At 77.8% G+C, this 2,251-nt stretch carries 1 pseudogene; it reads left to right on the top strand.

Annotation, left to right across the window (positions count from 1 at the left end):
- A pseudogene (locus tag ABZ641_RS33865) lies at positions 1 to 2,251 on the top strand (hypothetical protein); the annotation flags it as partial.

Below are 2,251 nucleotides of genomic sequence, written 5' to 3'. Positions count from 1 at the left end.
CTCGCTGCGGGCCGGCCTGCCGGAGGAACTCGCCTGGCCCGCCCTGGAGTCGGCGTACGCCGAGCTCGCGGCCGACGCCGCAGCCGACGCCGACTCCGGGGCGGACGCCGGTCCGGACACCGGGGCGGACGCCGGTCCGGACACCGGGGCGGCCGAGGACGAGGCCGAGGACGGACCGCTCCCCGGTGTGTCCGGGGTGACCTCCACCTGGCCGGTGCTGACCGTGTTCGGACGCACCCGCGCCGTCGCCGTCGCCCCGGACGGCGTCCGGGCCTCCTGCCGGTTCACCGTGCCCGACGGCGCCACCATGTTCGCGGTCCACTACGTCGGCGGCTCCTTCCTGGTCAGCTGGACCGTCAAGGACCGCCCCTACCACTGCGACACCGCCGTCTGGGCCGACCGCCCCGACGAGCCGTTCACCCCGGACGACCTGGGCGGTCTGGTGCCGTACGACGGCAGCCTGGACGGGGCGTTCGGCTTCCAGTTCGAGACCGCGGACGGCGGCGGACGGCACGGCGGCGAACGGGTGCTGCGCCCCGGCGGCACCGAAGGCATCGACCGCTACGAGCTGCAGCTCTCCGACGGCTCACGGACCTGGGCCAACGGCGTCTTCCGGCGCCGGCCGTGGGAGCTGCTGGAGCCGGTCACCGGCGAGTCCCGCGGGGCCGTGGAACTGCCGGACTTCCCGGGCCGCCCCGCGAGCGCCGACCCGGCCGCCGAGCCGTCCGAGATCGGCATGGCCCTGGACGTGGAGGCGCTGCAACTGGCGCCGCTGCCCGCCGGGACGACCGACTCGCCGCTGGGCAGCCGGGACGGGCTGGTCGGCACCCGGGTGCTGTACCGCACCCCCCACCGCAACCCCGCACCCGACCACTTCCTGCTGGAGAGCATCGACGGGCGCACCGCCCGCTTCGACATCGACCGCCAGGGCCAGCAGCCGTGGGGGCTGTGGGCACCGCCCCAGGGCGCGGTGGAGGACGTCGTCCTCGCCGAGGCCGAGACCCGCACCGGCGTCCGCGCCTACACCGCGGACGGCAGCCTGCTGTGGGAGCTGGACGGCCACCGCTCGCCCGCCAGCCGGTGGGCGAAGCGCGCCCGGCGCGTCACCGTCTCCAACGGCGTCGCCCTGCCGCCCGCCTTCTGGTACCTGCTGCGCACCCGGGACGAGGCCGGATCGCGGGCGCTGCGCGGCATCGGACGCACCGCCGCGGAGGCGCTGCTCGCAGCCGCCCGCAGCGGCGCCGGGGAGCTGCGCACGGCGATCGCCCGTGAACTGCCCGAGGTCACCGACCCGGTGCTGGTCGAGGCCGTCGCTGCGGTGGCCGTCCGGGCCGTCCGGGTCGAGGACCGCAGGCTCGCCCTGCACCACCGGGTCACCCTGCTCACCCAGGCGCCGCCGGCCCTGCCGGGCCGGTCCGCACCGGACACCGAGCTGATGCCCGCCCTGTTCGGGCTGGTCGGGACCGGGGACCGGGACCCGTGGCGGCACACTCCGGACGTACCGCTGCCGGCCACCCTGTCCGCGCTCGCGGCCGACGGCGCCTGCCTGGGCGGCACCCTCGCCGAGGAGGTGCGGCGGCTCTCGCCGCCGGCGCCGCCGCACGACTGGACGCAGTTGCTCGGCGCGATCGACGCCGCCGCCTGGCGGGCGGCCGTGGCGGCGACCGCGGACCCGTCGCGAGCCGCCCTGCTGGCGCTCCTGGACACCTGGGCGCACCAGCCGTTCGCCGCCGCCGGCAGCCGGTGGTGGGTGGGCCGGGCTCCCGCCGCGACCCTGGACGCACTGCGCGAGGACGGGACGGCGGTGGCCTCCGCCGCAGTGCAGGCCGGATCGTCGGAGCACTGGTTCGCCGCGCCCGCGTCCGGCACCGAGAACGCCGAGAACGCCCGGACGACCGTGATCACCGAGGGCGACCCGGTGGCGAGGGCCGTTCCGGAGGCCCAACTCGTCGTCGTCGCTCGGGACGACGCCGCGCGGCTGCGGGCCCTGCTCGCCGCGATCGACGCCCACGGACCGCTCCCCCTCCCGGAGGCCGCGGCCGCCCGGTTCGCCGAACTGACCGGCGTCCGGCGGGCGGTGGCCCGGCTCGTGGTGGCCGGCCTGGTCGCCGGGTCCGACCGCGAGGACCACCGCAGCCTGCTGCGCAAGGCTCCCTACCGGGCGACGCCGATGACCGTCGACGCCTACGACCGGCTGTGCGCACGGCTCGGCGGCGACGGCCGGCGGGCCGTCCTGGCGGCCGCGCTGCCC

The organism is Kitasatospora sp. NPDC007106 (genome assembly GCF_040634455.1).
GTDB lineage: Bacteria > Actinomycetota > Actinomycetes > Streptomycetales > Streptomycetaceae > Kitasatospora > Kitasatospora arboriphila.
Note: the sequence above shows the minus strand (reverse complement) of the source record. Positions and strands in the feature narration are given on the sequence as shown.